The sequence below is a fragment of the Methylobacter psychrophilus genome, from assembly GCF_025583945.1.
Classification (GTDB): Bacteria; Pseudomonadota; Gammaproteobacteria; order Methylococcales; family Methylomonadaceae; genus Methylobacter_C; species Methylobacter_C psychrophilus.
Window position 1 is genome coordinate 138,848 of the sequence record NZ_JAOEGU010000004.1, and the last position, 25,779, is coordinate 164,626.

Sequence of the window (25,779 nt, forward strand, 5' to 3'; positions counted from 1 at the left end):
ATGAAAAAATTATTTTATTTTCTAGGTCCCCTTATTGCCACAGTTGTCTTGGCATTTTTTGTCAATTACTGGTTACAACAATATGATAATCCCGGCTATGTACTGATTGGTATTGGGCATTGGTCGCTGGAAACATCGCTTGTAGTTTTTGCAGTTAGCCAGATATTTGGTTTTTTTGTGTTGTATCTATTCTTCCGTGTTTTGGGTTGGTTGTTCAGATTGCCCGGGCAAATGCAGAGTCGTGGTAAAAATATTAAATTTAACCGCTCTCAAGAAGCATTGATTGCTGGTTTGGTTGACTCTGCAGAAGGTAATTGGGAAAAAGCGGAAAATATTTTAATTAAACACGCATCTCATAGTGGTGCGCCGTTAATTCATTATTTGACTGCCGCAAGAGCCGCCCAATCGCGTGGTGCATTTGATAAAAGAGATGAGTATTTAAGAACAGCTACTGATCAGGCACCTGATTCCAGTGTGGTTATAGGTCTTACGCAAGCCGAACTGAATTTATCCGGGAATCAGTTTGAGCAGGCCTTGGAAACCTTGACCCGATTACATTCCATTGACCCGACGCATGCCAGCGTTTTAAAGCTATTGCATCAAACTTATCAGCAGGTAGGCGACTGGCAAGGGATAAGAAAACTCATTCCTTCGTTGCATACTAATAAAATTTTGATGGAGGCCGAAGTAAAGTTACTGGAAACCGAGGCCTTTAGTGAGTTGCTAAAACAGTCTGCTGAAAAAGGCAAGATTGAAGAAATTCAAGCATTATGGTCAGAAGTTCCCAAGTATATAAAAGCCATGGCAGGTATTTCGGCTATCTATTTTGCCGCAATGATTGATGCCGGGGCAGGTGCCGAGATTGAAAACGAGCTGGCCGGTACTTTATCCGTTGCCTGGGATGAAACCTTAGTGGTATTGTTCGGAAGCATTCAGTCGAATGATGTTGCCAAGCAGCTTGAAACCGCTGAAAAATGGTCTTATGTACATCAAGAAAATGCCGTGTTGTTAGCGGTTCTCGGTAACTTGGCCATTAAATGTGACGACACCTTTAAAGCTGAAAGTTATCTCGCTAAAAGTATCGCTGCAGAACCTACCGTTCAGGCTTATCAATTATTGGGTGATTTGTTGTTTGCACAAGGCGATAAAGATAACGCATTCAAGTGTTATAAGAGTGGTTTGGAATTGGCGTCCAGTGAAATTGTCAGTCGAATAGATACGGTATCATAATAATTTTGTAGTATATTAATGACGCTTTTTCAATCAAACACAAAAAATTATGAGGCATAAAAAAATGAAAGCAATCGTGGCATTTTTATTGGTATTTTTAACCAGTGCAGTCTGTTTTGCCCAAGGGGCCGATGATAACTTTGCCGGAACATGGAAAACCGCCGAGGGAAAGGACGTTGTTATTACTAAAGTGGGTGCCGGTTTTATCGGTGAAGCAATAGACAAAAAAGTGGTTATATTAAACGATGTCAAATTTTCTGACGGTAAATGGACTGCTACCGTATTTAACCCAATAAAAGAAGTAACCGCTGATTGCGAACTCTTCTTGGAAGGTAATAATCTTAAAATTGTCGCAACAAAAGGCTTGTTTTCTAAAACGATCTATTGGAAAAAAGAAATATAGTCATTCCGTCTGAATCGATCAAAATGTGAATACCGCTTTAATGCGTTATGCACGCTCCCAAATTGTTAATTCGACTACCAATTTAAACCGGGATGTTTTTACAGATTCCACTCTTGAAGAAATGGTATCTGTCCCGGTTTAAGTCGGCAGCCGTTAATTCAATATCGATGTACCTTTAATCTGCACATAAACTGCGATGCCAATTTGTAAGTTAAGCGATACTGTTGATTTGCGGGTTATGTGCGCGAGCAGTGTCTGATTTCCAACCTGTAATCGTACGACACTCTGACCGCTGCGATCATCAGTAAGACCGGTGATGGTTGCCGGTAGCACATTCAAAATACTGGTGCCAGTCGTTGCCTTAAGGGCAATGCTGACATCGCGTGCGTAAATTTGTACACGTAACGAAGTACCGATTTTGACATCGATCATCGGCAAACTGAGCGTCCCACCCGCAAAAGCGACATGAGTGAGATGATAGTCGGTTTCATGTTCTATGATAGTGACTTGCCAAACTGAGGAGGCTTCCCGGTCTTGTGCCAGTGGTACGTCGAGACGACTCAGCGTTTCCGAAAGAAATCCACAGGCCAGTGCCTTTCCGTCTTCCAGAATAACCAGCGTGTCTGCCAGTTGCGCAACTTCCTGTTGAGAGTGGGTAACATACAAAACCGGAATATTTAGTTCTTGATGCAGTCGACTTAAAAACGGCAGGATTTCCTGTTTGCGCTTAAAATCCAGTGATGCCAGCGGTTCATCCATCAGCAATATTTCCGGATTTAAAGCCAAGGCACGGGCGATGGCAACTCGCTGCCTTTCGCCGCCTGACAATCGATCCGGCATGCGCTTAAGTAAATGCCCGATACCCAACAATTCCAGAATACGATGAAGATCGATAGCGTCCGGTTTTTTGGTTATTCGCTTCAAACCAAATTGTAAGTTTCCTGCTACCGTCAAATGTGGAAACAGATTGGCTTCCTGAAATACATAACCCAATGCCCGTTTATGGGTAGGCAAAAACAGGTTTTTCTGGCTGTCTTGCCAGACTTTACCATTGATTTCCAGAAAGCCTTGCTGCGCGTGTTGCAGACCGGCAATGCAGCGTAGCAGGGTAGTTTTGCCTGATCCGGAATGGCCGAACAATACAGTAATGCCGGTGACCGGAAGTTGCAAGTCGACGTCCAGGATAAAGTCGTCATAGTTGAGTTTGAAGCGGGCAGTGATCGGTTGCGTCATTTCAGTGGATGAGTAACAGGTTGGGTTTTTAATACGGTATAGAGTGTCAGTAGTACGGCAAACGAGAACGCCAGCAAGCAACCTGCCAGCCAGTGCGCTTCGCTGTATTCCAGCGCTTCGACATGATTGTAAATTTGCACCGATACCACGCGGGTTTTATTGGGAATATTACCGCCAATCATCAGCACGACCCCAAATTCACCGACCGTATGAGTAAAGCCTAAAATGGTGGCGGTCAAAAATCCGGGTTTCGCCAGCGGTATAACCACGCTAAAAAACGTATCCAAAGGACTGGCTCGCAAGGTTGCCGCCGCTTCCAACGGCTGCTCACCAATGCTGGTAAACGCCGCCTGCAAAGGTTGCACAACAAACGGCATCGAATACAACACCGAGGCCACCACCAATCCGGCAAAGGTAAACGGTAACGTACCCAATCCCAACCAGCTGGTCAATTCACCAATGGCTCCCGTAGGCCCCATCAATACCAGCAAATAAAAGCCCAATACCGTCGGTGGGAGTACCAGCGGCAACGATACGACGGCATTGATTAAGCCTTTCCAGCCAGAATTCGTCCGCGCCAGCCACCAAGCCAGCGGAGTACCAAGCAACAGCATTAAAAATGTCGCTAAGCTGGCTACTTTAAAGGTTAAAAAAAGTGTATCGAGATCGGCAGAAGTTAGCATGAGCGGCTCTTTATATTATTTGATGTTACCTGTCTGGAACAAACCACCTGAGACGTGACAGGGTTTGCAAACCTCGACCGGCATCGGTACCGTTCTTAAACCTTCGTGTCTTCGTGGTGATTGTTTTCAGCTTAAAGTAAAGTAATGTCAATTATTATTGAGGTAAATCGTAGCCGTATTTTTTGATAATAGCCAATGCCGGTGCGGATTTTAAGTAATTTAGCAAGGCTGGTGCAGCCGGATTTTCAGCACCCTTCTTCATTAAAACTGCACCTTGGCGGATTGGTGTGTGGTCATTGTCGGGAATAATCCAACCTGAGCCGTTAGTAATTTTACCGTTTTCAATCACTTGCGATAAGGCGACAAAGCCTAATTCGGCGTTAGCGGTATTAATAAACTGGTAAGTTTGCGCGATATTTTCACCCTGTACGAACAAGGGTTGCAATTTCTCGAACAGCCCTTGTTTTTTCAAGACCTCCACGGCCGCAGCGCCATAAGGCGCCAGTTTCGGATCAGCCAGGGCCAAATGCTTAAAGTTGCCGGTTGTTAAAATTTTACCTTGATCATCAATGTAACCGGGTTTTGCCGACCATAAAACCAGTCTGCCCTGTGCGTAGACGAAACGACTGTTCGGGACAGTAAAGCCGTCTTGTTCCAGTTTCTGCGGACCTTTTTCGTCTGCTGATAACAGTATCTCAAAAGGACCACCATTTCCCAGTTGCGAAACAAATTTACCCGACGATCCAAATGATAAGTGGGCGCTGTGCCCGGTCGCTTTTTCAAATTCGGCGGCTATTTCCGTCATCGGTTTGCTAAAATTGGCAGCAACGGCGACCAGCACGGTAGCTGCCCAAGTGGTTTGGCTAAATAGCAGCAACATTGACAGTATGACTGCGCGTGAACAAGCATTAAGTGACATGATCTATCTCCAGGGCAAATAAAAAATGGGCTTGGCAGGCCTTGCTCAATCGGCGAGGGCCGTATATTTCCATAAGCTGTGCTTAAAATCTCAGCATGCTTTCTATATAAACGTAATTGACATCGACAGGGGCTGGAGCTTGCGGCGCATTTTCGGCGAATGAGCCTTTAAATAAATGGGTATAACCGGTTTCAAAATTCAGGCTGCTATTAAAATCCCAGCGCGCAATTAAATCAATCTGTGAGCCGACATTATTACCGCTACGACCGGTTTTGTCCTGGAGAATAAAATTAGTGCCGCTACAGGTGGCACCGCCCCAACAATCGGTTGCCTCTGCCAACCAGAATATACGATGGTCAAGTTGTAATGACACATCGGAACGGGGCGCAAGGTTGATACGGTAACCGGGCGAGTTGATGTTGGCACGAGAGAATGCGCCGTAAATGCCGGTGGGGCCAAAGTCAAAACGGCGGGCCCCGTAAAGGGTATCAAAACGCTGGTCTTGATTATCTTTTGGGTTTTTGTCGCCGCTGGCGTAATCATATTCCAACCCCAGGCGGGGTGACCATGGCATATCAATGGTATAACCGATATCAGCATGTTGATACCAGGCATTATGGTTGAGATTTTTACTGTTAGGTGCAGTGGTCTCCTGTACAGTGCCGAACTGACCGATGGTTTCCAGTTGAAAGTCAATTGCTGCCGTGGCGGGTTTGCTGAAAAAGCGCGTACCGGGCGTAAAATAGCGGCGGTGACGGGTCGGCACGCTGGTGCTGCTACCTTCGTCAAGATGATACAAATACAACTCGCTGCTGATGCCCAAACCCAGTTCATTCATTTCAAGGAATCCACCGGAAAACCAGGTGTTGGTATTTTCCCTGTCGAAAACCTGGTCATTGTCGAGCAGACCGGAGGAAGAAGTCGGGAGTCGATTGACCGGTGTGCTGGCAAAGCCGTTGAACTTCCAGTTACCGTAATCGATCACCCGTACCTTTATCCCGGTAAAGCTATTGATGGTGTTGCGGAAGGTATTCCTTGCCACCAGCCGCCGGCTACCGAAATTTAGGGTTTGCCTGCCGGCAATAACCTCAACACCTAAGCCGCTGTATAATATATTTTGGTCAGACCAGGCTGCATAACCTTGTAAAAAATCCAAAGTATTGCTCATGGTGTTATTCATACCGGTACTACTGTCGGAATTCAATGCACGGGCATCCATGAACTCGGTGCCAAGCCGGAATGAACTTAAACGAGCTTCCAGCCATAGCGTGGTTTGTAGTGGAATTTGCTGGTCACCGCCTTTACTGTTGGCTTTGAAAGATCCGGACATGGTTTCGTAGCGGGTGCGCTGTTCGAGTGTTGCAGACAGCCAATTTGGCAATTTCAAAGTATCGTGCAGATTCCAGACCGGTTTTTCATATTTATCTGATCCCAACAAAGCATCTTCCATTTGACTGGAGAAGGCACCAAAGGGTACCCGAGTGTAAGTTTTCTTTTCCGCTGCTTCAATGGTATCGTTGCCGCTTATAGAGAAGCCGCCGGCGATAATTAATTTAAGTGCGCGGCTGACAGTAGCTCTTGCCTGATTTTTTCTTGGTTGCATCACAATCACCGATAGTGTGTCATTAGGAAGGCGCATCGATGTTGTTTCGTCGATGTAACAGATCTTATTCAGATAAGTCTCTGTAATAAAAACAACTTCATTATAATTCGTTATGTATAAAAGTAAATAACGATAATGGAAATAGATTGTTGTTGGTGGGTAAATAATTGCAGGGCTTGATTATGTAAAGATGACAGAACCTGAAAGGCTCTTCAGTTTGAATATGAAGTCTGTATAAAATGGATTTGATGGATAAATAGAGGGCTTTGGTGGTAAATAAAGACTGAGGCTTTAGCGGGCAGGTTATTTAGGACAATATGGTGCCGATTGCCTATTGGTTTGTATGCAGTTTTACATTCATTTGCAGCAGTATGGTGACCTCTATTGTAAAGGCCACCCAACTGTAACAAAAAGCCGGATTACAGTTGAGTTGTGTAAAATTATTTGGCGACAGCCAGAATAACGGCGCCTGCTTTAAAGATAGCGGTGACCGCTTGGCCTTTGCGCAAACCCAGGGTTTCGACACTGTCGTTGGTAACGGTAGCAGTAATTTGCTCGCCGCCCGTTGACTCAATGTCGATTTCGGTGTTTACTGCGCCAGGTTTAACCAGGGTTACCGTGCCTGTTAGCTGATTACGTGCAGAAACACGATAGCCGCCAAAATCAGTGACGATGATGATTTGTGGAGCCTTGACCAAGGCAATGACTTCAGTGCCGGTCTTGATGTTCAAAGTTTCGGCAGATTCCTTGGTAATTGAGGCTACGATGATTTCTCCACCCTTCAAGCCAATATGAACTTCTGCGTTGACTGTGCCGATAAGTACTTCACTGACGGTTCCACTAAATTGATTACGTGCACTTGTTTTCATAGTATTTCTCATTGGTTGGACTTAGGCTTAATACTAACACTATTAATAGGGGAATACTTAAGTGGTATATTCCGATTATCGCTAAAGTTAGTGGTAATTGGGCTAATTGTTCGATTAAGAAGCGAAACAGTAAAAAATTTACTTTGTAGAAACATGAGCGCCCTATAATTACACTAGTAACCTTGCATCGGCACTTGATCGATTTTTTTAAATAAAACTTGTTGGCAATATTCAGGATAAGATCCAGATCTAGTATATTACGTTATGTATAAAAATAAATAACGATAATTAGAAACAAATTATTGCTGAAAAAGAAACAAGGCTTGAGCTGAAAAGGATTTTGGCTCTTTTAAGTCTTCACAACTTAGATAATGAAATGCCAAAAAAACAGCAAGACAGTATAACCAGGCCTTGGGTTGAGGGCGAATTACGTCTGGTCGGTGGACTGGATAGTCGCATGATCGGCTTGTTGAGGGCTATAGAGCAAAGTGGCTCCATCAATCAGGCCGCCAAGCAAGTAGGATTAAGCTACAAAGGCGCCTGGCAGATAATCGAGCGTGCCAATAATCTTGCTCCCAAAGTGTTGATTAGCACCGCTACCGGCGGCAGCAAAGGCGGTGGTACTTGCCTGACCACCGCTGGTCAATCGCTGCTGCAGTTGTTTACCCGACTGGAACAGCAGCATGAGCAATTTTTACAGCAACTCAATCAGGGTTTGGTCAACGATCCTGATGTGCAAATGCTGCTTAAGCGCTTGGTGATCAAAACCAGTGCAACCAATCAGCTGTTTGGCACCATTACCGCCATTCAAAATGGTGCGGTTAATGCCGAAGTATTGGTTGAATTAAAAGGTGGCGAACAGCTTGTGGCTACCCTGACTTTGACTGAGCTTAAACACCTTGAACTCGGTATCGGTGGCGATGTAGTGCTACTAATTAATGATCCCGAGATTATTGTCATCACCGATCCGAATAGCTACGTTTTGTCAGCGCGAAACTGTCTGCGCGGTACGGTGATTCGTATGCAATATGACGGCGTTGATGCCGAGGTTGTGATTAATCTGCCCAGTGGCGATAGTCTTGTTGCCACCATAACCCAAGCCAGTGCAGAAACATTAGGTTTGAAGCCGGGTATTTCGGCCTGTACCGTTTTTAAAAGCAATGCCGTGATAATTGGCGCGATATAGCTATCCATTTTCAGATAAATAATTTCGATGTTAACAGATACCATCCCTTCAAGGGATGTTATCTGTATGAGCTTACACCGACGTGAATTAGAAATTTAATTTCTGAAAGACTATATTTTAAAAAGGTTTAACCACCGCCAAAATGATAATGCCCACCAAAAACAATACCGGTACTTCATTCATCCAGCGGTAATAAACATGGCTGTGCTGATTGCGGTCATGTTTAAAGTCGGCAAGCCACACGCCGCAAAAGTAGTGATAAACCAGTGCGAGTGCAAGCAGCGTTAATTTTGCATGTAGCCAGCCACTGGCAGAATAAAGTCCCCACGCATAATCAGTCAGCATCCAGATACCAAATATAAATGTCACTATCATGCCCGGCGTCATAATGCCGTAAAACAGTTTACGTTCCATTACTTTAAAACGTTCATTGCTAATTTCATCAGAACTCATGGCATGATAAACATACAGGCGTGGCAGATAAAAAAGACCGGCAAACCAGGTGACCATAAAAATCAAGTGCAGTGCTTTTAACCAGAGCATGGCTTATCCTTTTATAAATGTTTCAATAAGGGTTTTTATTTCCGCGGGATCAAACATGCCGGTTTTTTTTAGGGCAATCAATCCGTCCGGGCTAATTAAAAATGTGCTGGGTGTTAATTGTATATCGCCAAAGGCCTGAGCGTGTTCGGCTGTTAAGTCCAGTGCGACATGATAAGGCAGTTGCCGGTTTCCAGTCAGGTTAATGACATGATTAGGTGGGTCGTAAGACATGGCAACCGCTATAATTTCAAGGCCTTGCTGGTGATATTGTGTATAAAGATCAATCAAGTGGGGAATCTCTTTTATACAGCCCGGACAATCGGTTGCCCAGAAAGTGATGATAACCGGTTTACCGCGTAACTCTTTTAAGGCAATTTTTTTACCGGTAATGCTCGTGAATGTCACATCGGGCGCTTGGATAGCGGTGCGATTGATGACGCTTACCAAAATAAATACCAGCAGTATTAATAAGGTGACCAATAAAATAAATCGAGTCTTTACAGTAAGGGAAGGCGATTGTTCGGGCATTTGCGTTAATGTCTCACTTGGCAATATCGGGATTATAGCAAAGCTGTTAGACTGTGTATTTTTTAACGGGTAATCTTTTTAATCAATAATGCCATGAAAAAAATTCTTATTTCCGACAAATTAGCAGAAGCTGGTATTAATTATTTAAATGAACAGTCAGGTATAAAAATACATATCGAGACGGGACTTAATGAAGAAGGGCTTTGTAAAATTATCGGCGATTATGATGCCTTATTGATTCGCAGTGATACCCAGGTTACCCCGGCTGTATTGCATGCCGCCAAACGTTTAAAATTAATCGGTCGTGCCGGTATTGGTGTTGATAATGTCGACATTCCGGAAGCAACCGAACTGGGTATTATCGTCATGAATACGCCTGATGCCAATGCGACGACCACGGCTGAACTGGCTATTGCACATTTAATGTCACTGAGTCGACATTTGCCTACCGCAGATCGCTCTATTCGCGCCGGTAAATGGGAGCGATCCAAATTGATGGGTTCGGAAGTCGCTCACAAGACCTTGGCGATACTGGGCTTTGGTACCATCGGGCGAATTGTTTCGCAGCGTGGTTTGGGCTTGAAAATGGATGTTATCGCTTATGATCCGTTTGTTGCGCCAGAAATATTTGCAAGCTTGGGTGTCGAATCCGTCAGTCTGGATGAATTAGTAATGCGTGCCGATTATCTTACTTTACATTGTCCGCTTTTTGAAAAAACCCATCATGTTATCGGTAGCGCCCAGTTAGCGATGATGAAGAAAGAAGCCATGATCATCAACTGTGCCAGAGGTGGCTTGATTGATGAAGCTGCATTATATGACGCTTTAAAGAATGACCGGATTGCCGGAGCGGCTCTGGATGTTTATGAAAATGAACCTCCGGTAAATTCGCCCTTGCTGGAGCTGGATAATATTGTTTTCACGCCACATTTGGGCGCGTCAACCACTGAAGCGCAAGTGGCGGTGAGCGTGGAAATTGCCAGGCAGGCGGTGATGTTTCTGAAGACGGGTGAGGCGGTTAATGCCTTGAACTTGCCCAGATTGTCGGCGGAAGAGTTAAAAAAAGCGCATGAATTTATGAATCTTGCCACGATCTTAGGCAAGATACTGGTCGATTTGGTAACCCAACCCCTGGAAAAAATAGAGGTGGCTTTATTTGGCCGGGCTGCTGAAGTGGCAGTGCGTCCGGTATCCGTTGCGGCGTTGATCGGTGTCTTAAGTGGTAATGTTTCTACGCCGGTTAACCGCGTTAATGCCGAGAATATTGCCAAACGCCAGGGCATTACGCTGGTTGAATCAGTTACCCAAGAATCGCAGGATTATGTGTCATTGATTAAAGTAACCGGGCATTGTGCAGACCAGAGCATTACCTTGTCGGGTGCGTTATTGGGTGGTCGTCAACCGCGTTTGGTTTGTATCAATCATTTTGATATTGAAGTTGTGCCGGAAGGAACCTTATTAATTACCCGACATGATGATAAGCCCGGTGTAATTTCGGCAATCAGTACACTATTGGGTAATGCCAATATCAATATTACCCGCATGCAAGTCAGTACAGCAGATGGTTTGCAGCAGGCGATGGCTGTCATCAGTGTGTCGGAGCCATTAACCGATGCTTTATTAAAACAATTGTGCGGCATTGCTGCCGTGCATCAGGCGACCCAGATTACGTTATGAATTTTGATGTTATATGTTTTGACTGCGACAGTACCTTAAGCAAAATAGAAGGTATAGACGAGCTTGCCCGTCGGGTTGGTTTGGGTGAAGAAATGTCCAAGCTGACCGATGCGGCAATGAATGGAATTGTGCCTTTGGAAGCGGTTTATGAAAAACGTCTGTCGCTTATTCGGCCGGACCAAAACAGTATCGACTGGTTGGCTGATTTATATATTGCCGAAATAGTCGATGGCGTTAAAGAGGTCTTTGCGGCTTTGTTGGCTCAAGATAAAACCGTGCATATTATCAGTGGTGGCTTGCGTCAAGCTATCTTGCCGTTGGCAAAGCACTTGGGCTTACCGGAAAGTCATGTACATGCGGTTGATGTTTATTTCAACGAAGATGGCAGTTACGGTCACTATGATTTGAACTCGCCATTGGCCAGAACGGGTGGCAAAGCTGTCATTGTCGGCAGTCTTAAAGCGCAAGGTTCACTGGCAATGATCGGTGACGGCAAAACCGATCTGGAGGCCAAACAGGCTGGCGCTTATGTGCTGGGGTTTGGCGGGGTAGTCGATAGAGCGATTGTTCGTGAATTAGCTGATTTTTATACCACGGAACCTAGCTTGCTTTCGGTTTTAGAGCATATTTTATAAGCTTCCGTCGATAAGCATTACACAAGCTGTTGAAAGAGCACACCACGAAGACACGAAGTACACGAAGAAAGGCTAAGATAAAAAACGGTGTGTTCTTACAGATTCTATGCCTTCAAGGGGATATTATCTGTTCTGGCTTGGTAGCCTTTATTCCTAAACACACACTAATTTTTAAAGAGAGAAACAATGGCTGGACATAGTAAATGGGCGAATATCAAGCATCGCAAAGCCGGGCAGGACGCCAAGCGCGGTAAGATTTTTACCAAAGTCATGCGGGAGATTACTGTCGCAGTTAAAGCCAGCGGCCCTGATGCCGCCAGTAATCCAAGTTTACGCACCGCAGTTGATAAGGCCTTGAGTGCAAATATGCGCCGCGATACTATTGATACCGCCATTAAAAAAGCCGCCGGTGCGCTGGAAGGTGTTAATTATGAAAATATCCGTTATGAAGGTTATGGCCCTGGCGGTACAGCGGTTATCGTTGATTGTTTAACCGATAATCGTAACCGCACTGTTGCTGAAGTTCGTCATGCCTTTGCCAAAGCGGGTGGTAATTTGGGTACGGATGGCTCGGTTGCCTATCTGTTTAATAAAGTCGGTATCTTAAGTTACGCTCCTTCTGTTGATGAAGATGCGTTGATGGACGCTGCCCTGGAAGTTGGTGCAGAAGATGTGATTAGCTATGATGATGGTGCCGTTGATGTAATGACAACTCCTGAAATGTATTTAACGGTAAAAGATGCCCTGATTGCGGCAGGCTTTGAGCCGGACAGTTCTGAAGTCACCATGCAAGCAACCATCCAGGCTGAACTCGATGCCGATGATGCAGAAAAAATGCTGCACTTAATAGATCGCCTGGAAGATCTTGACGATGTGCAAGATGTTTATTCCAATGCCGATATCAGTGACGAAATTATGGCTGGGTTGGATTTATAAGTGGTGCGTGTGGGTAATGATTTTTTGCTTACCAGGTCTGAAGCGGCAAGTCTTGGGTTATATACTGACTTTAAAGCTATTAGGAGGGTCACTCTATGACAGAGAATACAGTTACAACGGAAGAAAAAAATGTAGCACAAAATATTCAACAACTTTTTAATGGTTCAAATTGTATTAGAATTCCTGCTTATCAAAGAGCTTATAGTTGGGAAACAAAACAACATTGTTCTCAATTCCTTGATGACCTTTTAGAGCAAGAAGGAAAAACATATTATTTAGGGCAGTTTTTGTTTGAGAGAGATGGTAATGTGCTTTTTATTATCGATGGACAACAAAGACTTACAACGACTATATTGTTCCTTTCAGCTATTGCCAAGATTTTAAATACTCAAGGAGAAAATTCCGAAACTATTAGATCAACATATTTAACCGATGTATTTAAAACAATTGATGACGATCAAGTGATTTTCAAAAAAATCACTCAAAAGCACCTTATATCTGCAATTGATAGTACTGAAACAATTTCACAAAGACGAATTATTGAAGCCTTTATCTTTTTTGAGCAAGAATTAAGTAAGCTCGATGTTGATAACCTTAAACAGATACAAGCAACTTTAGAAAATGCAGTCATAAGCACATTTTTCATATTAAATAAAATTGAGGCAACACAAGTTTTTGAATACCAGAACAATCGTGGTAAGGAGTTATCACGTTTTGAAGTAATCAAAGCCTACTTAATGCACCAGATTTATATTCAAAGTACAGACTCTAACCAAGCAAATAACGACATTACGGAAATCCAAAGCGTAATTTCAAAAACATACAGATACATGGAAGCGGTTGAAGGTTATTTTTCAGAGAACGAGATTTTAGACAATTACTGCAACTTATTCTTCAACATAGATGGCAATATCAAAGCAATAAAAGAACGTTTGAGCAAGGAACAAAACAAGAGTAGATGGATAAAGCTTTTCTTTGAAAACCTTGTAGAGCTTACACACAGCGCAAAAAGTATAGTAAGTAGTAAAAATAAAACAGAAATTATAAATCTCTTCTTTGTTGGTAATGAAGCAAATTGGAAATTGGTATTGCTTACACTTTTTTACAAAGGTGAAGTTTCAGGAGAGACTTATAAACGAATTTTAAAGCTGCTAGAAATTCTTTGCTTCAAGCTTAAATTAGGCAATTACAAAACAGACGCTTTACCAAAATACGCAAAACTCTATTTTAATCAAAAGGATGGATACAGTCTTGATTGCTTGTATCGGGGCATAAGGAAAGCAACAGAAGAAGGCTTTCAATGGTATTGGAACAACGAAGACCATTTTAAGAACATAATTCCGAAGTATTTTGACGATCGAAACCATCACTACGACAGAAGTACAATTAGATTTGTGTTGTGGCAATACGAAAACAGTCAAAGACTAAAAAATCGTTCGGGAGCATTGTTGGATAAAGAGCTATACAACAGTTACACCATTGAGCATATTAAACCTCAAAATCCGATCAATGAAGAATACACGGAAGATTTTAAGAAAAATCATTTGCATAAAGCGGGTAATTTGGCATTGTTGACACAAAGCCAGAATAGTAAGTTTGGGAACAAATCCTTTGAGAAGAAAAGTGAATTATTCCAAGATACCGCTTTATCAAGCTATACGGAAATAAGAGAAAAATCCCAATGGACAGAAACTGAAATTGCCGAAAGACATAAAAAAATATCTGACTTTGCTAAACAGTATTTTGACATTACAACGCAGTAAGACGCATCCCGTAGGTTATGCTATCACCAACTCGACCGAGTTAATTTTTCAATGATTGATTTTGAAGAATACCAGTCAATTAAAGCACTGTTATCAGAACCTGAAAAACTGGCAGATTATTTAGATTATTTACATATGCAGACGGTTAAACAAACCTCGTCTAAACGTCATACTTTGGCAGAGGTTAAACAGGCTTGCGGCATTTTACAGGCGCTACAGGGTATTACCTTGGAACAAATGGATGAAGCAATAAAAGAACGCGGCGGGAGTTTATGATTGCAGTTGATACAAATGTGCTGGTGCGTTTGTTAATCAATAAGCCAGCAAAATGGTGCGCATAGTGCACCCTACCACTAATTAATAATAAATGAGAATTTTAGGGATAGATCCCGGTTCAAGATTAACCGGATACGGAATTATAGAAGAATCGCCACGAGGCTATAAGTATATAGCCAGTGGCAGTATTCGGATTAAAGCGGATTACTTTCCGGATCGGCTCAAACAAATTTTTGACGGAATCTTGGAAATTGTTGATAACTATCAGCCTGATCAAATGGCTATAGAACAAGTCTTTATGCACAAAAATGCAGATTCGGCACTTAAGCTGGGGCAGGCGCGTGGCGCTGCAATTTGTGCTGTGCAAACCAAAGTAATACCGGTATTTGAATATGCAGCACGTCAAGTCAAGCAAGCGGTGGTAGGGAAAGGTGCTGCCGATAAAATTCAGGTTCAACACATGGTAAAAATGTTGTTAAATGTCCAAGGCGAATTATCGTTGGATGCCAGTGATGCCTTGGGTATCGCAATTTGTCATGCCAATTATCAGCAAACGGCAATCATGCTTGCCAAGCAAGGCGTGTCGAGATGATCGGTTTTTTACGCGGTATATTGGTTCATAAAGCACCGCCTTTTTTAGTGTTGGATGTCCACGGTGTTGGTTATGAAGTAGAGGCACCGATGACGACTTTTTATGACTTACCTGCCATTAACGAAGAAATAAAGTTACATACCCATCTGGTCGTCCGCGAAGATGCACATATTTTATTCGGCTTTTCTAATGAAGCGGATCGCACGTTATTCAGAACGCTAATTAAGGTTAATGGTGTCGGCCCCAAGCTGGCCTTAACGATTTTATCAGGACAGAGTGCAGAAGAATTTCATCGCTGCATTAATGATAACGATACGTTGGCCTTGGTGCGTTTGCCTGGTGTTGGCAAAAAAACAGCAGAACGCTTGGTTGTTGAAATGCGTGATAAATTACCGGATTTAATTGACTCGACGATAGTTAATACTGATAAAGCCGGTATGACTAAATCAGTAATTGGCAATCCAAAACAGGAAGCAGTGAGTGCTTTGTGTTCCTTGGGCTATAAGCCACTGGATGCCAGCAAAATGGTGCAAAACATTAGTATTGAAGGTAAAAGCTGTGAAGACATTATCAGGCTGGCATTGCAAGGCGCGCTGAGATGATTGAAAGTGATCGACTGATAACAGCTCGCGGTAATACTGATGAAGAACGGCAAGATCGCGCCATTCGACCCAAGCGCCTGACTGAATATATCGGACAGAAAGAATTGTGCGCACAGATGGAGATTTTTATCCAGGCAGCAACGGCCAGAAAGGAAGCTTTGGATCATGTATTGATTTTTGGTCCGCCAGGATTGGGTAAAACAACGCTGGCCAATATCATCGCAGCGGAAATGTGTGTTAAAATTCGTCAGACTTCAGGGCCTGTATTGGATAAGGCGGGTGATCTTGCCGCTTTGCTGACTAACCTTGAGCCTCATGACGTGTTATTTATTGATGAAATTCATCGCTTAAGTCCCGCAGTTGAAGAAATTTTATATCCGGCCATGGAAGATTATCAGCTGGATCTTATGATTGGTGAAGGGCCTGCAGCCCGCTCAATCAAACTGGACTTACCGCCTTTTACGCTGGTTGGCGCAACGACCCGCGCTGGTTTGCTGACTTCGCCGTTACGTGATCGCTTTGGTATTGTACAACGACTGGAATTTTACGCGGTTGATGAGTTGGCCAGTATTGCTATACGCTCCGCTAAAGTTTTGGGTATTACCATGGAAGAAAAGGGCGCGTATGAGATTGCTCGCCGCTCTCGCGGTACGCCCAGAATTGCCAACCGATTATTGCGGCGGGTGCGGGACTATGCTGAAGTAAAAGGTAATGGCAGCATTACCGAACAAGTATCCATTCAGGCTCTGGACATGTTGAGAGTGGATAGTAACGGCTTTGACGCATTGGATCGTAAGTTACTGATGACGATGATTGAAAATTTTGACGGTGGTCCGGTAGGTCTTGATACGTTGGCAGCGGCTATCAGTGAAGAACGTGGCACTATTGAAGATGTCCTGGAGCCGTATTTGTTGCAACAAGGGTTTATTATGCGGACACCCCGTGGACGTGTTGTTACCCGGAATGCTTATTTGCATTTTGGTTTGCCGCTACCGAAACAAACAGGTGATCCTGGTGATTTTCTGGACTAATCCAGGAAACGCCCTGCATGTCTTTACCGTATAAAGTATGCATTCTGAGCAACCCAATCTTTGCACATTAATCGTCAACCATGCATATTAAAAAATTTATCTGGCCAATCCGTGTTTATTATGAAGACACTGATGCCGGTGGCGTGGTGTATCACGCTAATTATCTCAATTTTTTTGAACGGGCAAGAACAGAAATGCTCAGGGCAATGGGTTATGAGCAGGATGAGCTCATGGTCAATGACAGCATTATTTTTGTTGTTCGTTCCGTGCAGATTGATTATCTTCATTCTGCCCGATTTAATGAACAAATCCAGGTAAGTGCAGAGGTAACGATCGTTAAAAAAGCCAGCCTGATTTTTGAACAACTGATTACACGAGGTGATGATGTTTTATGTAAAGGCATCATTCGTATCGCCTGTTTGGACGCTAAAAGCATGCGTCCTAAAGCAATTCCTGAAAACTTACTAGAGCTGTTAAAGAATGAACACTGATTTATCCATTTTCCATTTAATCAAAGAAGCCAGTTTTGTTGTTCAATTTGTCATGGTGTTGCTGTTAATAGCATCACTGGCATCATGGACGTTTATCTTTTCCAAACGCAAGGAGCTTAATCAGGCGATTGGCATTACTGACGAGTTTGAAGAACAATTTTGGTCAGGCGTTGCCCTGGCCGATCTCTATAGAAAACTGGCCGCAAAGGATTTTGAGCCAGAAGGTATAGAGAAGATATTTTTGGCGGGATATAAAGAATTTTCGCGGATGCGCCAAACGGGTAATGTTGAACCGGCAGTGCAAGTCGAAAGTGCGCAGCGAGTTATGCGTATCGAGTTATCGCGTGAACTGGATCGATTGGACGAACATTTGGCCTTTCTTGCTACGGTCGGATCTACCAGTCCTTATGTCGGTTTATTTGGTACGGTATGGGGAATTATGAATTCTTTCATGTCGCTCGGCAGTGTTAAGCAAGCGACACTGGCGCAGGTCGCACCAGGTATTGCCGAAGCGTTGATTGCAACGGCCATTGGTTTGTTTGCCGCGATACCTGCAGTAGTCGCTTATAACCGATTTTCTACCCGATTGGATCGGCTGACAGGCCGTTATGAATTATTTGTTGAGGAATTTGTCGTGTTGTTGCAAAGACAGGCGCATAGCAAATGAGCAGGAAACACGGACGCAGAAAACCAATGGCAGAAATCAATGTGGTTCCCTACATTGATGTAACCTTGGTATTGCTTATTATTTTTATGATTACGACACCCATGTTGCAGACCGGTGTAGAAGTTGATCTTCCGCAAGCTGAATCCAAAACGGTAGAGTCGGAAGGTGACGGCAATAATCCACCTATTGTTATTTCAATTAAAGAACAGGGCCAGTTTTATATCAAGTCTGATAGTCAGGATGATGAGCCTGTATTACCTGAAGAGATAAATTCCCGGGTAGCTGCGATATTGATTAATAAACCAAAAACCCAAGTACTGATTAATGCGGATAAAGGTGTGAGTTATGGCACGGTAGTTACAGTGATGGCGGCATTAAAAAATGCCGGTGTGCCTACTGTGGGGTTAATGACCAAGCCGGAAGAAAAATAGATTTAAATGGATAAGCAAAAAAGATTTACATGGCCATTTTTACTGGCATTGGTTTTACATTTTACGCTTTTGGGTCTATTTGTATTAAGTGCATTATACAAGCCGGAAGTAAAAGAAGAACCTAAGCCTGTCTCGGAAATTATCCACGCGACAATGATTGATACCGCCAGTTTGCAGGAAGAAGCAGCGGTCATAAAAAATGCCAAAGAGGTAAAAAAACCAGCCGCAAAAGAACAGCTTGAGGCTGTAGAATCGAAGGAAAAAACTGCTTTAGCGGAACAAGCCAAAGCGGATGCTGAGAAGCAGGCGAAAGCGGACGCCGCCGAGCAAGCCAAAGCCGATGCTGCGAAGCAGGCGAAAGCGGAAGCCGCCGAACAAGCCAAAGCCGATGCGGCCAAACAGGCGAAAGCCGATGCCGCCAAGCAGGCGAAAGCCGAAGTCGCCGAACAAGCCAAAGCCGATGCGGCTAAACAGGCGAAAGCGGAAGCCGCCGAACAGGCCAAAGCCGATGCAGCTAAACAGGCAAAAGCGGAAGCTGCCGAACAAGCCAAAGCCGATGCGGCCAAACAGGCGAAAGCAGAAGCTGCGGCACAGGCCAAAGCTGAGGCTGCTTCTCAAGCGAAGGCTGAGGCTGCCAAACAGGCTAAAGCAGAAGCTGCTGCACAAGCCAAAGCAGAAGCAGCTGCACAAGCGAAAGCGGAGGCCGCCAAGCAGGCGAAAGCCGAAGCCGAAGCTGCTGCACAAGCAAAAGCCGAGGCAGCTGCACAAGCAAAGGCTGAGGCGGCCGCACAAGCTGCTGTGCAAGCCAAGGCTGAAGCTGCAAAAGCCAAAGCATCTGCGTCAGCGACAGAAGCTGCACAGGCAAAACTTGCCATCCAGCAAAAAGTAAATCGAAGCTGGATTCGGCCCATATCTGCTACGGAGGGTTTAAAGTGCACAATCCGGGTTAGATTAATGTCTGATGGTACCGTGATAGATGCCGAAGTTGTTTCCAGTAGTGGCGATGAGATTTTTGACAGGTCAGCAGAAAATGCGGTTAACAAAGCATCGCCGCTACCTGTGCCGAAAGATAAAGAGCTATTTTCCAGAGAATTTAGATCATTTCAGTTTTTGTTTAATCCAAAATAATTAAAGAATTACTTTTACAATAGGTTGGTTTTTAAGATAGAAGATTGGGTTGTTTTTCAGGTAATTTAACGTATCCAGATGTTAACTCATTAAGTTGTAGTGTGATAATGACATCGGTTTTTTTTGAGTGCAGACGTAGAGGTGAGCGTGAATTTTTTTAGAAGAAGTTTATTAATTGTGCTGTTTGGTTTTAATTTACCAATTGGTTATGCAGCGCCACTGACCATTGAAATTACTGAAGGTGTTGAAAGTGCTGTGCCTGTTGCAGTCGTTCCTTTTGCCTCACAGGGTGCGCCGGTAAATATTAGTGCTGTCGTCAATGCCGACCTGGAGCGTAGCGGTTATTTTAAAATGATGAGCGAGCAAGGTATGCCTGGCAGGCCTAGCACGGCAGGGGAGGTTAATTTTAAAGATTGGCAGGCTGTAAATCAGAATTATCTGGTAATCGGACAGGTTGTTGCTAGCGGTAGCGGTCAATATAACGTTCAGTTTCAATTGTTTGACGTCTATAAATCCGGGCAGTTATTAGGTTACAAAATGACCTCTTCGGCGGCTGATTTACGTAGAACCGCCCATCATATCAGTGACCTTATTTTTGAAAAATTAACGGGTAAAAAAGGTGTTTTTAGTGGTCGTATTGCTTATATCACGACAAATAATCAAGGCACCAAGCAACAATCACAACAGCTTCAAGTTGCTGATGCGGACGGTTTTAATCCTCAAACCGTCGCGTCATCTATTGAGCCGTTAATGTCTCCGTCCTGGTCGCCCGATGGCAAAAAAGTAGCTTATGTCTCCTTTGAGAGAAAATCAGCGGCCATTTATGTGCAGACATTGGCCACAGGTGAGAGAGTACGTGTAGCTGAATTTCCAGGCATCAATGGTGCACCATCCTGGTCACCTGATGGCTCAAGATTAGCTTTAACTTTATCCAAAGATGGTAGTCCCGATATTTTTGTTTTAAATCTGTCAACACGATCATTAACCAAACTAACCAAAAGTTTTTCTATTGATACCGAACCAAGCTGGTCACCTGATGGCAGCAGCATTGTTTTTACCTCTGACAGAGGTGGTAGTCCACAAATTTATAGCGTCTCCAGTCAGGGCGGACAGGAAAAGAGACTGACTTTTTCTGGTAATTATAATGCCAAAGCCAGTTTTTCACCGGACGGTAAGAGCTTGGTGATGGTGCACGGAAATGGTAATGACTATCGTATTGCTGTTATGGATCTGGCAAGCCGATCTATTAATGTATTAACCGGTGGTAGATCAGATGAATCCCCCAGTTTTGCACCAAATGGCAGCATGATCCTGTATGCTTCAAAAAAAGGCCGTACAGGATTCTTATCTGCAGTGTCATTAGATGGTAAGATGCAACAAAAGTTGGTCTTTAATAGTGGTGAAGTTCGTGAGCCTGCTTGGGCCCCTTAGTTTTTGGGGCTGAAACACAGTTATTTTATAGTTTGTAATTACTTTGGGAATTGAAAATGAGATTAAATAAAACACTATTGGCCTTGGCTATTAGTACGCTAATGTTATCGGCTTGTAGTGACTCTGATGAAAAAGACACCAGTCTTACTGACGGCAGTCTAAACGAGACCAGCGGTATCAACGATGCTTCAACCAGCGGTTTAAACAAAGGTTCTGGTATGAATGGTTCAGAGCTTAATGGTTCGGGTATGAATGGCATGTCAGGGAATGGCGATTATGCCAGTACTTTGGGCCCCGAATTTAATGATCCTAATAACCCTTTGTCCAAGCGTACTGTCTATTTTATGTTGGATAGTAGTGAAGTTATGCCTGATTTTATTCCGGTTATTGCAGCTCACGCACAATATTTGATTGCCAATCCGGGTCAAAAAATAACCTTGGAAGGTAATGGCGATGAACGTGGCTCTCGTGAGTACAATATTGCACTGGGTGAGCAGCGTGCAAAGTCGGTATCCAGCATGATGAAAATTAAAGGTGTTTCTGATAATCAGCTGAATATTGTCAGTTATGGTGAAGAAAAGCCGGTAGCTTTTGGTAGCGATGAGTCTGCCTGGGAGCAAAATCGTCGTGTTGAGATAGTTTACCAACCTAAGTAGATCGTTAAATGAAAAAAATAAGCCTTGTTATGCTGCTGTCTGCTTGCAGTAGCGTTTATGCAGAATTGCCGCCTGTTGTTGACCATTCATTGTATCCGGCATCGGCAACTCCGGCTCCCGCTTCTGCCAATGCGCCGTCAACAAATGCTTTGTATGAATTGATGGGGCGATTGGAGCAAATGCAAGCTGAAGTGCAGCGACTTACCGGCAAGGTAGATGAGCAGGCTTACCGTATTGAAGAGTTGAAAAAGCATCAGAGTACCATGTATTCTGATTTTGACGAGCGCTTGCAAGGTATTGAAAATAAAGGTAATGGTGTTGATCAGCCGGCTGCTGAAGGCACTCCGGAAGCGGTGGGTACGGGTGATGTGGAGGTTAAGCCAAGTGATTCTTCCGCAGCAGAGCCTGTATCAGCCACTGAGCCGGTTCCTGCCAATAAGCCGGCATCAGTTAGTGCGCCTGCAGCGGCCGAGAATCAGGCTCCTCAGCCAAAGTCTGATGGTGTACAAGTTTCCGGTCCTGAAAAACAGGAGTATTATCAAGCTTATGACGAGCTTAGAAATGGGCATACCGATCAGTCTATAACGCAGTTTAATACTTATTTAAGCAAGTATCCATCCGGGCTCTATGCCAATAATGCCCAATATTGGTTGGGCGAAGCGTATCGCGTTAAACAGGATAATGATGCAGCACGTAAGGCATTTAATGGTGTTATTGAAAAGTATCCCGATGGTGCAAAAGTACCGGACGCACTATTAAAGTTGGGTTACCTGGAAATAGAACTAAAAAATTCGGCAAAAGCGCGGGAGTATTTAACCCGCGTTACTACGGATTACCCCAAGTCACCGGCAGCGTTACTGGCAGCAAAAAAACTGCTTAAGCTCAATGAAGTTAAAAATTGACCGTGAGCTCACTTCGAATCACTGAAATTTTTTATTCTCTTCAGGGCGAGTCAAATACAGTCGGCATACCCACTGTATTTATCAGACTTACCGGTTGTCCGTTACGATGCGTGTATTGTGATACCGCTTATGCTTTTACTGGCGGTAAAAAAGTAAAAATTACGGAAATAATCGCTCAGGCAGAACAATTTGCAACGCAATATATTACCGTAACAGGCGGTGAGCCTCTGGCTCAGCCTGCCTGTCTTGAGTTAATTATCCAATTGCTTGATAAAGGCTTTATTGTTTCCTTGGAAACTAGTGGTGCGATTGATGTATCTGCGGTAGATCCGCGAGCGGTTAAAGTTATGGATCTTAAAACGCCCGGCTCAGGCGAATTAAGTAAAAATCTTTATCAAAATATTGCTTTTCTTAACGCTAAAGATCAGGTTAAGTTTGTGATTGGTAGTGATGAAGACTATGACTGGTCAAAAGCTGCTTTAGCTGAATATCAGCTGCCTGGTCGTTGTGACATATTATTTTCACCCGTTATGGGTCAGCAAAATCCAACCGAACTTGCCGAAAAAATTCTTCGGGATCGGTTGCCTGTTAGATTTCAAATTCAATTACATAAGCTACTCTGGGATGATGCCCAGGGTAAATAAATACTCATGCAAAAAAAAGCAATTATCCTTCTCTCGGGAGGACTAGATTCGATTACCGTCCTTGCCCTCGCAAAACAGCAGGGATACACTTGTTACGCCTTAAGTTTTGATTATGGGCAAAAGCATAATGCCGAGTTGGCAGCCGCTGCACAGATCGCCTTGGATTATCAGGTTGAAGAGCATAAAATCATTAAACTGGGACTGGACTCCATCGGCGGCTCGGCATTAACTGATGAACATATCGCCGTGCCTGATACGCTTCAGGAAGGTATACCTGTGACTTATGTGCCGGCAAGAAATACCATTTTCCTGTCCTTGGCTCTTGGTTGGGCTGAAGTGTTAAATCTGCGTGATATTTTTATCGGTGTTAATGCCGTTGATTATTCAGGTTATCCCGATTGCCGTCCGGAATTTATCAAAGCTTTTCAGCAACTAGCCAATTTGGCGACTAAAGCCGGAGCAGAAGGCGGGCATTTCACCATACATACGCCGTTGATTGCTCTCAGTAAGGCAGAAATTATAAAGCAGGGCGTTGCCTTGGGTGTAAATTATCAACGTACCGTTTCCTGTTACTCGGCCGATAAACACGGTTTCGCTTGTGGTGTGTGCGATGCTTGTCGCTTAAGAAAAGCCGGTTTTACCGAAGCAGGTATAGCTGATCCAACACGATACAGAAATAACTAAAAAAAGTCTTGCAAGATCTGAAATTATCTCTATAATAGGCCTTCTTTGTTGGGTCGTTAGCTCAGCCGGTAGAGCACCGCACTTTTAATGCGATGGTCGCGCGTTCGAATCGCGCACGACCCACCACCAAAGATAAAATGAATCAAGCGGTTAGCCTTAATTGGCGGCTGCTTTTTTTATGCCTGAAATTTAGCTGGGTAACTTTTGTGGTAACTTCCCATTTTACTTACCCAACCCGTCGCAGTATCTGCGAAGGCTTTTGATCGACAATACGCTCAACTGCTTCAATTAGTTCTGACACCTCCGCTGGCGAGTAATGTATCGTAATATCGCCATTCGTATGATGCAACAAAACTTTCCTCGTTTCCAATGGCACTCCCGCATTTCTCAATCGTCTTCCGAACGTATGCTTCAAATTATGAGGTCCACGATTGTATTCACCAGATTTCGGAAGTCCTGCTTTTTTCCACGCATTTTTCCAGCCAGTGTTGTGTATCCGAGTAATCCGTTTGCCGCTATATGGGAAAACATACTCATCATGTTTTCCGCGTTGAGCGTCAATAACAGACTTTGCTACTCTATTTAAAACAACCATCTGATCTTCCTTATTTTTTTCGCCTGGCCACACGCCATCAGAGTAGGTACGTTTCCTGCCAGGTGTAATGAAAATACTAGTATCCAGTCCAGGAATTTTTACTTCCCAGTCCCACCGTAACCAACACACACCTTGCTCTCTTAAGCCTGTATTAACAGCAAATAAAGCCATTGCTGCTAAGTGAGAAGGTAGTGCTTCGAATAAACGTTGCTGTTCCTGCCAATCCAGTGGATAAGGAATGGCTGAATCTTCCCAGTCGGGCATTTCTAATAACGGTGGGCAGCTTAAGTAAGCGTGACCATCATTATTCCGCCAAGATCTGGCAGCCAAAGTTAGTATTCGACGAATTACCGCCAGATCACGTTTGACAGTGGCGCTTCTAATACCATCTTTACGCCTCGATTCAATAAGTGCCTGCAACGTCCCCATGTGTATCTGGGAAAGTGTCAAGCTACCAATAAACCCCTTGGCAAGGTTTATTGTGACAATATCGCGATCTAAGCTGCGTTTAGTCGATTCGTTGACATAGCGTGTAGCTGCCTCATTGAAAGTCATGATGCCATCCTGAGTTCTCTGATTACTAACTTGTAAGTCAGCAATAATTCTATAAAACTCTGTTTCAGCTTCTTCTGTCGATGTTGCTTTTAAACGTTGCCTGATTCTCCCATGATTTTTTATGCGTTTATCGATACTCCATTGTTTTGTTTTTCTATCGTATTGCAAGCCTGATATTGTTTTTGACATGATTATGTCTCCTTGGGTCAGTATCAGGATTCACCGTTGCCTTTTAATAGTCGGTTGTTTTTATGAATTAATCAAGAAGTAAGTTCAAAAAAATTACCGTAGAACCACCGAATTAGTTTCAAAATATTTGTTGCATGTCTTTTTGAGGGATAGATGTGGCGGTCAAAATGAACGAACACGAGTTTTTATGTAGAAAAAGTTGAAATAAATTTTCTAGAGGATCGAAAGAGCGTTCAACATCAGGAAATATCTGGGTCTATGTGGAATAATACCTTATAAATTTTCGGCATATGTGGCAAGAAAAATGTGATGGTATGATATACCTATCACATTTAATTGTCTTTATATCCTATTGAATAATAAGGATTATTTGATTAATAAAGAAAAGTAAAATAAAATCTTCTTGTGCTTTCAGAATTTAATAGCACTTTTTTAGACTTTTTAATTTAGGAGAACACTAATGAGCTTAATCGCAAAAGAAACTCAGTTGAAGATGATAGTACCCCGTCTGATTCGTTATAAAGATGCCCCTCGCTATTGCGGTATGGATAAATCTTTTTTTGATTCACGTATCAGACCTAACCTACCTGTCGAATTAAGAGATGGAAGTAAATTTGTTGCATTCGATAGAATCGATCTGGATTTTGCAATTGAAGGTTACAAGGATCGAGTCGGACAGATTTGGGGAAGAAATTAG

Annotated in this window: 29 protein-coding genes and 1 tRNA gene; 22 read left to right on the forward strand and 8 right to left on the reverse strand. The window is 43.5% G+C overall.

The annotated features are described in order from the left end of the window. Both N7974_RS03705 and N7974_RS03710 read left to right on the forward strand, forming a co-directional pair. Positions 1-1,230 carry a heme biosynthesis HemY N-terminal domain-containing protein gene (locus N7974_RS03705; RefSeq protein WP_262964312.1) on the forward strand — a complete coding sequence of 410 codons (1,230 nt, stop codon included), beginning with the start codon at positions 1-3 and terminating at the stop codon, positions 1,228-1,230. 64 nt (positions 1,231-1,294) lie between these two features. Further along, the gene (locus tag N7974_RS03710; RefSeq protein WP_243221100.1) at positions 1,295-1,633 is read left to right on the forward strand and encodes a DUF2147 domain-containing protein; all 339 of its coding nucleotides are present in this window, start codon (positions 1,295-1,297) and stop codon (positions 1,631-1,633) included. A gap of 153 nt (positions 1,634-1,786) precedes the next feature. On the opposite strand, the gene modC is transcribed toward N7974_RS03710, so the two are convergent. From modC to N7974_RS03735, 5 genes are all read right to left on the reverse strand, one after another. Then, complete coding sequence (modC, locus tag N7974_RS03715) at positions 1,787-2,866, reverse strand: molybdenum ABC transporter ATP-binding protein (RefSeq protein ID WP_262964313.1); 1,080 nt, start codon at positions 2,864-2,866, stop codon at positions 1,787-1,789. Beyond that, positions 2,863-3,549 carry a molybdate ABC transporter permease subunit gene (gene modB, locus N7974_RS03720; protein ID WP_262964314.1) on the reverse strand — a complete coding sequence of 229 codons (687 nt, stop codon included), beginning with the start codon at positions 3,547-3,549 and terminating at the stop codon, positions 2,863-2,865. The genes modC and modB overlap by 4 nt, the downstream gene beginning before the upstream one ends. 154 nt (positions 3,550-3,703) lie before the next feature. Then, positions 3,704-4,468, reverse strand: a complete 765-nt coding sequence (gene modA, locus N7974_RS03725) for a molybdate ABC transporter substrate-binding protein (protein WP_262964315.1) — start codon at positions 4,466-4,468, stop codon at positions 3,704-3,706. Between the two features lie 82 nt (positions 4,469-4,550). After that, entirely contained in the window at positions 4,551-6,071 is a 1,521-nt protein-coding gene (locus N7974_RS03730; RefSeq protein ID WP_262964316.1) for an alginate export family protein, read from the reverse strand. Positions 6,072-6,511: 440 nt separating this feature from the next. Further along, complete coding sequence (locus tag N7974_RS03735) at positions 6,512-6,940, reverse strand: TOBE domain-containing protein (protein ID WP_262964317.1); 429 nt, start codon at positions 6,938-6,940, stop codon at positions 6,512-6,514. A gap of 376 nt (positions 6,941-7,316) precedes the next feature. On the opposite strand from N7974_RS03735, the gene N7974_RS03740 reads away from it, so the two are divergent. Then, positions 7,317-8,126 carry a TOBE domain-containing protein gene (locus tag N7974_RS03740; protein WP_262964318.1) on the forward strand — a complete coding sequence of 270 codons (810 nt, stop codon included), beginning with the start codon at positions 7,317-7,319 and terminating at the stop codon, positions 8,124-8,126. A 117-nt stretch (positions 8,127-8,243) separates the two neighbouring features. Here the strand turns inward: N7974_RS03740 and hemJ are convergent, their stop codons facing one another. Together hemJ and N7974_RS03750 are read right to left on the reverse strand one after the other, a co-directional pair. Next, positions 8,244-8,669: a protoporphyrinogen oxidase HemJ gene (gene hemJ, locus N7974_RS03745; protein ID WP_243221107.1), complete on the reverse strand. Its 426-nt coding sequence runs from the start codon at positions 8,667-8,669 to the stop codon at positions 8,244-8,246. A gap of 3 nt (positions 8,670-8,672) precedes the next feature. Then, positions 8,673-9,197, reverse strand: coding sequence for a peroxiredoxin family protein (locus N7974_RS03750; RefSeq protein ID WP_262964319.1), 525 nt, complete (start codon positions 9,195-9,197; stop codon positions 8,673-8,675). Positions 9,198-9,290: 93 nt separating this feature from the next. On the opposite strand from N7974_RS03750, the gene serA reads away from it, so the two are divergent. From serA to N7974_RS03840, 18 genes are all read left to right on the forward strand, one after another. Beyond that, positions 9,291-10,874 carry a phosphoglycerate dehydrogenase gene (gene serA / locus N7974_RS03755; protein WP_262964320.1) on the forward strand — a complete coding sequence of 528 codons (1,584 nt, stop codon included), beginning with the start codon at positions 9,291-9,293 and terminating at the stop codon, positions 10,872-10,874. Further along, the gene (locus N7974_RS03760; RefSeq protein WP_243221110.1) at positions 10,871-11,509 is read left to right on the forward strand and encodes an HAD-IB family phosphatase; all 639 of its coding nucleotides are present in this window, start codon (positions 10,871-10,873) and stop codon (positions 11,507-11,509) included. The genes serA and N7974_RS03760 overlap by 4 nt, the downstream gene beginning before the upstream one ends. Positions 11,510-11,695: 186 nt before the next feature. Further along, on the forward strand, positions 11,696-12,445 hold the full coding sequence (locus tag N7974_RS03765) for a YebC/PmpR family DNA-binding transcriptional regulator (protein ID WP_262964321.1): 750 nt from the start codon (positions 11,696-11,698) through the stop codon (positions 12,443-12,445). A 95-nt stretch (positions 12,446-12,540) separates the two neighbouring features. Beyond that, complete coding sequence (locus tag N7974_RS03770) at positions 12,541-14,208, forward strand: DUF262 domain-containing protein (RefSeq protein WP_262964322.1); 1,668 nt, start codon at positions 12,541-12,543, stop codon at positions 14,206-14,208. Between the two features lie 51 nt (positions 14,209-14,259). After that, entirely contained in the window at positions 14,260-14,484 is a 225-nt protein-coding gene (locus tag N7974_RS03775) for a hypothetical protein (RefSeq protein ID WP_262964323.1), read from the forward strand. A 91-nt stretch (positions 14,485-14,575) separates the two neighbouring features. Continuing rightward, positions 14,576-15,076 carry a crossover junction endodeoxyribonuclease RuvC gene (ruvC, locus tag N7974_RS03780; protein ID WP_262964324.1) on the forward strand — a complete coding sequence of 167 codons (501 nt, stop codon included), beginning with the start codon at positions 14,576-14,578 and terminating at the stop codon, positions 15,074-15,076. Then, positions 15,073-15,678 carry a Holliday junction branch migration protein RuvA gene (ruvA, locus tag N7974_RS03785; protein WP_262964325.1) on the forward strand — a complete coding sequence of 202 codons (606 nt, stop codon included), beginning with the start codon at positions 15,073-15,075 and terminating at the stop codon, positions 15,676-15,678. The genes ruvC and ruvA overlap by 4 nt, the downstream gene beginning before the upstream one ends. Then, on the forward strand, positions 15,678-16,709 hold the full coding sequence (gene ruvB, locus N7974_RS03790) for a Holliday junction branch migration DNA helicase RuvB (protein WP_262964346.1): 1,032 nt from the start codon (positions 15,678-15,680) through the stop codon (positions 16,707-16,709). Before ruvA ends, ruvB begins: the two co-directional genes overlap by 1 nt. Positions 16,710-16,795: 86 nt before the next feature. Further along, positions 16,796-17,200: a tol-pal system-associated acyl-CoA thioesterase gene (gene ybgC, locus N7974_RS03795; protein ID WP_262964347.1), complete on the forward strand. Its 405-nt coding sequence runs from the start codon at positions 16,796-16,798 to the stop codon at positions 17,198-17,200. Continuing rightward, positions 17,190-17,867, forward strand: coding sequence for a protein TolQ (gene tolQ / locus N7974_RS03800; protein ID WP_243221117.1), 678 nt, complete (start codon positions 17,190-17,192; stop codon positions 17,865-17,867). The genes ybgC and tolQ overlap by 11 nt, the downstream gene beginning before the upstream one ends. Further along, positions 17,864-18,298: a protein TolR gene (tolR, locus tag N7974_RS03805; RefSeq protein WP_262964326.1), complete on the forward strand. Its 435-nt coding sequence runs from the start codon at positions 17,864-17,866 to the stop codon at positions 18,296-18,298. The genes tolQ and tolR overlap by 4 nt, the downstream gene beginning before the upstream one ends. Before the next feature lie 6 nt (positions 18,299-18,304). Continuing rightward, on the forward strand, positions 18,305-19,426 hold the full coding sequence (tolA, locus tag N7974_RS03810; protein ID WP_262964327.1) for a cell envelope integrity protein TolA: 1,122 nt from the start codon (positions 18,305-18,307) through the stop codon (positions 19,424-19,426). A gap of 147 nt (positions 19,427-19,573) precedes the next feature. Continuing rightward, positions 19,574-20,857: a Tol-Pal system beta propeller repeat protein TolB gene (tolB, locus tag N7974_RS03815; protein WP_262964328.1), complete on the forward strand. Its 1,284-nt coding sequence runs from the start codon at positions 19,574-19,576 to the stop codon at positions 20,855-20,857. A gap of 56 nt (positions 20,858-20,913) precedes the next feature. Then, on the forward strand, positions 20,914-21,513 hold the full coding sequence (gene pal / locus N7974_RS03820) for a peptidoglycan-associated lipoprotein Pal (protein WP_262964329.1): 600 nt from the start codon (positions 20,914-20,916) through the stop codon (positions 21,511-21,513). 8 nt (positions 21,514-21,521) lie between these two features. Further along, entirely contained in the window at positions 21,522-22,415 is an 894-nt protein-coding gene (gene ybgF, locus N7974_RS03825; RefSeq protein ID WP_262964330.1) for a tol-pal system protein YbgF, read from the forward strand. A gap of 2 nt (positions 22,416-22,417) precedes the next feature. Continuing rightward, positions 22,418-23,059 (forward strand): 7-carboxy-7-deazaguanine synthase QueE, encoded by a 642-nt coding sequence (gene queE, locus N7974_RS03830; RefSeq protein ID WP_262964331.1) that lies wholly within the window; start codon positions 22,418-22,420, stop codon positions 23,057-23,059. A 6-nt stretch (positions 23,060-23,065) separates the two neighbouring features. Continuing rightward, positions 23,066-23,743, forward strand: coding sequence for a 7-cyano-7-deazaguanine synthase QueC (gene queC, locus N7974_RS03835; RefSeq protein ID WP_262964332.1), 678 nt, complete (start codon positions 23,066-23,068; stop codon positions 23,741-23,743). A 50-nt stretch (positions 23,744-23,793) separates the two neighbouring features. Then, a tRNA-Lys gene (locus N7974_RS03840) sits at positions 23,794-23,869 on the forward strand. Positions 23,870-23,969: 100 nt separating this feature from the next. Here N7974_RS03840 and N7974_RS03845 read toward each other — a convergent pair. Continuing rightward, the gene (locus N7974_RS03845; protein WP_262964333.1) at positions 23,970-25,082 is read right to left on the reverse strand and encodes a tyrosine-type recombinase/integrase; all 1,113 of its coding nucleotides are present in this window, start codon (positions 25,080-25,082) and stop codon (positions 23,970-23,972) included. A gap of 460 nt (positions 25,083-25,542) precedes the next feature. Here N7974_RS03845 and N7974_RS03850 point away from each other — a divergent pair, with 460 nt between their 5' ends. After that, positions 25,543-25,779: a hypothetical protein gene (locus N7974_RS03850; RefSeq protein WP_262964334.1), complete on the forward strand. Its 237-nt coding sequence runs from the start codon at positions 25,543-25,545 to the stop codon at positions 25,777-25,779.

What these genes read in the sequence shown, in the direction of transcription:
- N7974_RS03775 (WP_262964323.1), top strand. Translation starts at nt 14,260, where the DNA reads ATGATTGATTTTGAAGAATACCAGTCAATTAAAGCACTGTTATCAGAA.
- N7974_RS03710 (WP_243221100.1), top strand. Translation starts at nt 1,295, where the DNA reads ATGAAAGCAATCGTGGCATTTTTATTGGTATTTTTAACCAGTGCAGTC.
- N7974_RS03845 (WP_262964333.1), bottom strand. Translation starts at nt 25,082, where the DNA reads ATGTCAAAAACAATATCAGGCTTGCAATACGATAGAAAAACAAAACAA.
- N7974_RS03740 (WP_262964318.1), top strand. Translation starts at nt 7,317, where the DNA reads ATGCCAAAAAAACAGCAAGACAGTATAACCAGGCCTTGGGTTGAGGGC.
- pal (WP_262964329.1), top strand. Translation starts at nt 20,914, where the DNA reads ATGAGATTAAATAAAACACTATTGGCCTTGGCTATTAGTACGCTAATG.
- hemJ (WP_243221107.1), bottom strand. Translation starts at nt 8,669, where the DNA reads ATGCTCTGGTTAAAAGCACTGCACTTGATTTTTATGGTCACCTGGTTT.
- ruvA (WP_262964325.1), top strand. Translation starts at nt 15,073, where the DNA reads ATGATCGGTTTTTTACGCGGTATATTGGTTCATAAAGCACCGCCTTTT.
- ruvC (WP_262964324.1), top strand. Translation starts at nt 14,576, where the DNA reads ATGAGAATTTTAGGGATAGATCCCGGTTCAAGATTAACCGGATACGGA.
- N7974_RS03735 (WP_262964317.1), bottom strand. Translation starts at nt 6,940, where the DNA reads ATGAAAACAAGTGCACGTAATCAATTTAGTGGAACCGTCAGTGAAGTA.
- N7974_RS03730 (WP_262964316.1), bottom strand. Translation starts at nt 6,071, where the DNA reads ATGCAACCAAGAAAAAATCAGGCAAGAGCTACTGTCAGCCGCGCACTT.
- modC (WP_262964313.1), bottom strand. Translation starts at nt 2,866, where the DNA reads ATGACGCAACCGATCACTGCCCGCTTCAAACTCAACTATGACGACTTT.
- modA (WP_262964315.1), bottom strand. Translation starts at nt 4,468, where the DNA reads ATGTCACTTAATGCTTGTTCACGCGCAGTCATACTGTCAATGTTGCTG.
- queC (WP_262964332.1), top strand. Translation starts at nt 23,066, where the DNA reads ATGCAAAAAAAAGCAATTATCCTTCTCTCGGGAGGACTAGATTCGATT.
- N7974_RS03705 (WP_262964312.1), top strand. Translation starts at nt 1, where the DNA reads ATGAAAAAATTATTTTATTTTCTAGGTCCCCTTATTGCCACAGTTGTC.
- tolR (WP_262964326.1), top strand. Translation starts at nt 17,864, where the DNA reads ATGAGCAGGAAACACGGACGCAGAAAACCAATGGCAGAAATCAATGTG.
- tolQ (WP_243221117.1), top strand. Translation starts at nt 17,190, where the DNA reads ATGAACACTGATTTATCCATTTTCCATTTAATCAAAGAAGCCAGTTTT.
- N7974_RS03850 (WP_262964334.1), top strand. Translation starts at nt 25,543, where the DNA reads ATGAGCTTAATCGCAAAAGAAACTCAGTTGAAGATGATAGTACCCCGT.
- N7974_RS03770 (WP_262964322.1), top strand. Translation starts at nt 12,541, where the DNA reads ATGACAGAGAATACAGTTACAACGGAAGAAAAAAATGTAGCACAAAAT.
- serA (WP_262964320.1), top strand. Translation starts at nt 9,291, where the DNA reads ATGAAAAAAATTCTTATTTCCGACAAATTAGCAGAAGCTGGTATTAAT.
- N7974_RS03765 (WP_262964321.1), top strand. Translation starts at nt 11,696, where the DNA reads ATGGCTGGACATAGTAAATGGGCGAATATCAAGCATCGCAAAGCCGGG.
- N7974_RS03760 (WP_243221110.1), top strand. Translation starts at nt 10,871, where the DNA reads ATGAATTTTGATGTTATATGTTTTGACTGCGACAGTACCTTAAGCAAA.
- modB (WP_262964314.1), bottom strand. Translation starts at nt 3,549, where the DNA reads ATGCTAACTTCTGCCGATCTCGATACACTTTTTTTAACCTTTAAAGTA.
- ybgF (WP_262964330.1), top strand. Translation starts at nt 21,522, where the DNA reads ATGAAAAAAATAAGCCTTGTTATGCTGCTGTCTGCTTGCAGTAGCGTT.
- tolA (WP_262964327.1), top strand. Translation starts at nt 18,305, where the DNA reads ATGGATAAGCAAAAAAGATTTACATGGCCATTTTTACTGGCATTGGTT.
- N7974_RS03750 (WP_262964319.1), bottom strand. Translation starts at nt 9,197, where the DNA reads ATGCCCGAACAATCGCCTTCCCTTACTGTAAAGACTCGATTTATTTTA.